Source organism: Spongiactinospora sp. 9N601 (genome assembly GCF_044326295.1).
Taxonomy (GTDB): Bacteria; Actinomycetota; Actinomycetes; order Streptosporangiales; family Streptosporangiaceae; genus Spongiactinospora; species Spongiactinospora gelatinilytica.
Map to the genome: position 1 here is coordinate 1 of NZ_JBIRBB010000046.1, position 5757 is coordinate 5757.

At 69.2% G+C, this 5757-nt stretch carries 6 protein-coding genes and 1 pseudogene; 4 read left to right on the forward strand and 3 right to left on the reverse strand.

Annotated elements, in window-relative coordinates; all coding sequences use genetic code 11:
- Nucleotides 1-398: pseudogene (locus tag ACH34R_RS43925) on the forward strand (MFS transporter); the annotation flags it as partial.
- Nucleotides 399-549: 151 nt separating this feature from the next.
- Here ACH34R_RS43925 and ACH34R_RS43930 read toward each other — a convergent pair.
- On the reverse strand, nt 550-1122 hold the full coding sequence (locus tag ACH34R_RS43930; RefSeq protein ID WP_397567592.1) for a hypothetical protein: 573 nt from the start codon (nt 1120-1122) through the stop codon (nt 550-552).
- Nucleotides 1123-1226: 104 nt separating this feature from the next.
- Here ACH34R_RS43930 and ACH34R_RS43935 point away from each other — a divergent pair, with 104 nt between their 5' ends.
- Both ACH34R_RS43935 and ACH34R_RS43940 read left to right on the forward strand, forming a co-directional pair.
- Nucleotides 1227-2198, forward strand: a complete 972-nt coding sequence (locus ACH34R_RS43935; protein ID WP_397567593.1) for a helix-turn-helix domain-containing protein — start codon at nt 1227-1229, stop codon at nt 2196-2198.
- 88 nt (nt 2199-2286) lie between these two features.
- The gene (locus ACH34R_RS43940; RefSeq protein WP_397567594.1) at nt 2287-3315 is read left to right on the forward strand and encodes a hypothetical protein; all 1029 of its coding nucleotides are present in this window, start codon (nt 2287-2289) and stop codon (nt 3313-3315) included.
- A 98-nt stretch (nt 3316-3413) separates the two neighbouring features.
- Here ACH34R_RS43940 and ACH34R_RS43945 read toward each other — a convergent pair whose 3' ends face one another.
- Entirely contained in the window at nt 3414-4508 is a 1095-nt protein-coding gene (locus ACH34R_RS43945) for a hypothetical protein (protein WP_397567595.1), read from the reverse strand.
- 38 nt (nt 4509-4546) lie between these two features.
- Nucleotides 4547-4843, reverse strand: coding sequence for a hypothetical protein (locus ACH34R_RS43950; protein ID WP_397567596.1), 297 nt, complete (start codon nt 4841-4843; stop codon nt 4547-4549).
- A 373-nt stretch (nt 4844-5216) separates the two neighbouring features.
- On the opposite strand from ACH34R_RS43950, the gene ACH34R_RS43955 reads away from it, so the two are divergent.
- Nucleotides 5217-5360, forward strand: a complete 144-nt coding sequence (locus ACH34R_RS43955) for a hypothetical protein (RefSeq protein WP_397567597.1) — start codon at nt 5217-5219, stop codon at nt 5358-5360.
- The last annotated feature ends 397 nt before the right edge of the window (nt 5361-5757 follow it).

The window sequence follows — 5757 nt, forward strand, 5'->3', positions numbered from 1 at the left end:
TCGTGGTCGCATCCGCGCCACCGACCCGCTCAGGTGCCGCATCCGCGCTCTCCGAAACCGCCGGCGAACTCGGCGCCGCGCTGGGCATCGCCGTCCTCGGCTCGATCGGCACCGCCCTGTACCGATCGCGGGTCCTCGACGGAGTGCCCGCCGACGTCCCGGCAGAGGCCACCGAGGTCATCGGCTCCAGCCTCGGCGCGGCCATCGGCGTCTCCGAACGGCTCCCTCCCGAAGCCGCGCCCCACCTCGCCGCCCTCGCCCGGCACGCCTTCACCGACGGCCTCGCCGCCGCCACGCTCACCGGCGGGCTCATCCTGGTCGTGGCCGCCGTCATATGCCCGTTACTGCTCCACCGCGGCAGACAGTCGCCGTACGCCGGCCAGGAGCGGGACGCATAACACGGGGAGCAGCGGTGGCATCCGCTGAGACCCCGGCGGCAGGGTGGAAATCGCCGCCGGGGTCGATCGGCCGGGTCTCGGCGCTGCCGTCGCCGGTCTCAGACGCTGCGATGCCGCAGTGCCGTGCCGGCGGGCCGCGCCATCGATCTCGTCATCCGACGTCGTCGATGGTGCCGCGTCCATGGCAGGTGGTGGTCGGCTCGCCACCGCCCGTGCACCTCAGCCGGAACGAGAAGTAGCCCTTCCGGCCGGCTTCGAAGCGTTTCTGCGCATTGTCGTGGTTCGTTTTGACGAAATCCGTCCAGATGGCCTCGTTGCAGCCGCTGTTCGTTGTGCAGAACAGCAGGTCACCGCTGAGGGTGTTTCTGCTGTCGCCATAAGGAACCAGCGTCAGCACGACGGTCTCGCCCGCGGCGTAGTAGCGTGCTTCCGACGTGACGCTGTACTGCCCGATTTCGATGATGCGGTTGGCGGGCACGTTCGCCGCGGCGGGTAGCACGGTGGACATGACCAGGCCGATGATCAGGCAGATGCCGGCCGTGATTCGTTTCAATGCTTCCTCCTGTTTCGAATTCCGCGTGTTCGGCGTGTCGTCGACCCTCTGATTGAGGGCGTCAATGGCTTGCTGTCGATAAACGCCGGTGCTGGGGCTGGAGGTGGTCGGATCGGACTTCGCGTGATCGGCTGTGGTCTGCAATAAAGTTTCTGCGGCGACGACGCCCATGTCATCAGCAGTAAGCGCAGTCCTCCGCGCATTGAGTGCACTGGCGCCGCCTGTCCGGCGATGGCACCCTTCTCCCCGAAGGAAATGCGTGGCCGGGAGGTCTCATGCAATTGGTCTTCGACAGTTCAGATTTGCCTGCTCATGAGCGCGTGGAGGGATGGCAGCACGCCACCTCGTCTGCATTGGTGGCCACGAGGTTCCACATCGGAAACCCCTCCGCATTCGCCGCGCGACTCGACGTGATGTCTTTGGGGGCGGCCCATATCACGACAATGTCCTATACTAATCTGTTCTCCATTCGGACACCCTTATTGATCCGGCGGTCGGACCCGGAGCACTACCAGATCGCCTTCATCCGCGCCGGGCGGCAGGGGATCGGCCAAAACCGCACGCGCACTCTGGTACGTCCCGGTGAGCTGGTGCTCTATGACAGCTCCCGGCCGTTCGAGGCGTCGTGCACCGACCCTGCCCCGGCGTCGACGATCGTCCTGCAGTTCCCCAAACACCTACTGCCGCTCCCCGCGGCTCGTGTGGCCCGGCTGCTCGCGGTCCCGCTTCCGGCGACCCGCGGTATCGGCCGCCTGCTCACCCGATTCGTCACCACGCTGACCGAGGACCGGATCGACTTCACGCCGTTCGACGCGCTGCGCCTCGGGCACACCGCGGTCGACCTCACCGCCGCGGTGCTGTCCCACCACCTCGATGAGGAGGCCCCATCGCCGGGTTCCCAGGCACATCTGCTGGTCCTGCGCATTCTGTCGTTCATCGAGGAGAACCTGGACCGCCCGGACCTGGACCCCGCAGCCATCGCCGCGGCACACCACATCTCCGTGCGCTACCTGCACCGGATCTTCCAGCAGCACCACGTCATGGCCGTCACCGCCCACATCCGGACCCGGCGCCTGGAGCGCTGCCGGCGCGACCTGGCCGACCCGGCCCTGAGGCACGTGTCCATCGCCGCCATCGCCCTCCGCTGGGGGTTCACCCGGCCCGCGGATTTCAGCCGCGCGTTCCGGCGCGAGAAGGGCTTGTCACCCAGTGAGTACCGTGCCGCGGCCCATGCCGGGATCATCTGAACGTACTCGGAGCGCCCCGCCGTGGACGCCCGTGACCATTCGTGGCATAGCGTCGCGATCGTGATCACTGGGGAGGCTGGAGGTTCCGTTGCAGACTGAGGCGTCCGCGCCGTTGCTGGTGCTCTGGGACATCGACCACACACTGATCGATGCCGGTACGGTCCTACGTCCGGCCTACGCCGCGGCGTTCCACAGGGCGACGGGCATCGCGCTGGAACAGCCGTGGCGGTTCGACGGCCGTACCGAGCTGGCCGCCGCGACCGACGCGTTGCGGGCCCATGGACTGGATCCCGGTGATGGGCTGCTCGGGGTCTTCACCGATGTGCTCGTCGCGGAACTGCGCAACCGGGCCGGCGAGCTGGCCGCCGACGGGCATGTCCTGCCCGGTGCGGCCGATGCGCTGACCGCGGTGGGCACTGTCCCGGGAGTACGTCAATCGGTGCTCACCGGCAACCTGTATCCGCTCGCGGTCCTGAAGATGACCGTGTTCGGCCTGGCCGAGCACGTCGACTTCCGCCTTGGCGCCTATGGGGACGACGCCCTGGAGCGCACCGACCTGCCGGCCCACGCCTTCGCGAGGACCGAGCGGCACCTTGGCCGGCGCCACAGCGGCGCCTCCAGCGAGCCGTGCCGGGTCGAGGGCACCGTGACGGACACGGCCGGAAGGCCCGTGCCCGGCGCCCGGATCGAGGTCTGGGAGGCCGACGAGGACGGCAGGTACGACGTCCAGTACGACGACGGGCGGATCGCCGCCCGGGCCCACCTGTTCACCGACGACCGAGGGCACTACGCCTTCTGGGGAATCACCCCGACGCCGTACCCGATCCCGCACGACGGCCCGGTCGGCGCGCTGCTCGCCGCCACCGGCAGGTCGCCGATGCGCGCCTCCCACCTGCACTTCATGGTCACCGCGCCGGGGCGCAGGCGCCTCGTGACGCACATCTTCGTCCGCGGCGACGAACTGCTCGACTCCGACAGCGTCTTCGGCGTCAAGGAGTCGCTGGTCAAGGACTTCGAGCGGCAGCCACCAGGCACCCCGGCCCCGGACGGCAGAGCGATCGACGGAGCTTGGTCGCGCGTGCCCTTCGACATCGTCCTCGCCGCGGAGGGCACCTGACCCGGAGTTCGCCCGGCTCCGATGAACTTCGGCAGCCGCTGACATGCACCAGCCGCCGCAGCCCCGGCCACGTTGGCCGCCCGAGCCTCCTTCATGCTTCAGGACAGGTCGGCATTCGTCCATCGGGGTACGCCGGTCTGGCCGAGGGTGATCAGGCGTCCGTCCTCGGTGTACCGCGCGGACGACACCCCGGCGAGGCGTGCCAGGGTCCGCCCGGACAGGTCGACGATCTCCAGGACCGCCTGGGCGGTCAGGGCGAATCGCCGTCCGGAGGGATGGGCGGCCACGTCCACCTGCGCGGGGACGTCGCGCGCCCAGGTCCGCCGCCCGGCGGCGTCCACGCCCCGCAGGTCGGTGTGCGGCGTTCCGCCCGGGTCGACCCAGCGGGCCGCCAGGACCGCGCCGCTCCGGCCCGCCGCGCATTCGCCCACCTGCGGCAGATCCGAGGCCAGCGGCAGCATGTGACCATTGGCCAGCAGGTGCCCGCGTGGTCCGGCCAGCACCGCCCGCCCATCCGGGGCCAGGCATGCTCCCCAGGCGCCGGCCGCCGGCACAGGCGGGCCGCTGGGACGCCACCCACGCCCGTCCCGGCGGAACGCCAGCACGCCCGTCCCGGTCCGTCCGGGCGTACCGTAGACGGCCAGGGCCGCCGAGCGGGCGGAACTCTCCGTCCACAGCACGCCGGCCGCGCCGGCCACACCGACGTGCGTCCGGGTGCCGTCGGCGCGGTCCACCCGGATGCGGGCGTTCCCACCTTCGTCCTCGACGGTGACCGCGTCGGACCGCCCGCGTACGGCCAGTACGCGGCGCGCGGACGTCGGCACCGCCGGCCGGACGCGCCGGGAACCTGTCCACATCCAGGCGGGTTCCCCGCCGGCCGGCGACACGACCGCGTCCGGGCAGCGCGCGGCGCAGATCACCTCGGCGTCGGCCCGGTAGGCATCCCGGTCCGTCCAGACGAGATCGCCGGCAGTGGTGTAGCCCCGGTAGGACCGGGTGGCCGGATCGGCCACCACGGCCCCACTGGCGGACGCGGTCAGGATGACCGCACCCGGCGGCTCGGACATGCGCCCCCGCGGCACGTCCGAAACCGATGCGGGCAGGCCGGGCCGGGCCGCGGAGTGCGCGGAACAGGCGGTCAGCGCCAGCGCCCCGGTCAGCCCCAGGGCGAGCGCCGCGAAACGTGGGAACACGGATCGGCCCTCCGATCGCCGCTGCGGCGGCCCTGTTGTCAGATGTTGCGGGTGTGGCCGGTGCAGCGCGGGTCGCGGGCCCTCTTGTCGAAGACGGCCTTGAACTCGACGTACGCCCTCTTGCTCTTCGGCACCTTGACGCCGCCCCTGGGCACGGGGTGGTACCTGTTCGCGGAGGTCAGCTTCGAGTAGCCCTTGCGGTTATTGTCGAGCGAGATCCAGGTCCAGTAGATGGGGTCGTGCCCCAGCCTGTTGTCGTGCTTGACCCGGAGCTCGACGTTGTTCTTGTTGCGGGCGCCGCCGCCGCCGATGGTCCAGTCGAAGGCGGTGAACACGTGGTGGCGGCTGCTGTTGTGGTAGTAGGCGCGGAAGTTGATGAAGGCGCCCCTCTGGTTATCTTGGGTTCTCGGCCTCTTCCCGCAGGTCAGAGCTAGATGATCTCTTCTTTCACGTGTGGCACGTTGTCTGGTCTTCACACCATGTGGCAATGGTTATCTGGGGTAGTCAAGCGTCCTAGCTGGTCAGCGGCTTGAAGGGTGTTAAGCCACGTTAGGCAAGTAGACCCAGCAGGGGTTGGAACCGGCGACGGAAGGGGGGCCGGTCCGGGATAGGGCTTTTCCGCCGCCCTCGCTTCCGGAATGATCAGGCCCAGGGTGGTATGACGGGCTCCGTCACACCACCCGCCCACCACTGCGGAAAGGGCATCGCATGTCCAGCAACGAAGAGCACGCGAAGGCGCACGCCGCCCAGCATCTCGGAGGCACGGAGGAGGAGGTCACAGCCGACAGGACCAACGAGGACGAGGACGAACTTGAGTATGTTGATGACCCCTTTGACATCAAGAAGAAGTAGTTGGGCCCTGGCGGAATGACTGAAGACGCCGTGCCCCCTGGAGGCGCGTGTCAGCCGCCGAGTCGGATCGAGTCGGCGGCCGGGGTTTTCACCGACTGATCATCGCGCTGAGATCAAGGGCCGGCCCATCGCCGAGTTCCGATGCAGCGGGCGTCTGGATCTCGCTCACACGGTGTTCCCAGACGCCCATGCCCTTCAGGCCAGGAGCCCCAGGGTTTCGGATGTTGGCGTTCAGGCGCCGCCGGACGTGGACGTGCGGCCCCTGGTTATCTAGTGCTGTGACCGGAAACGATCACCGGGTTGGCGCGTAGGACGCTGCTGCCGGTTGGATGGTGCTGATCACGTTCGATTGGCGCTCGGGAGGTCAGGTGACGCAACCGGTCAGGGTCCGCAGGCT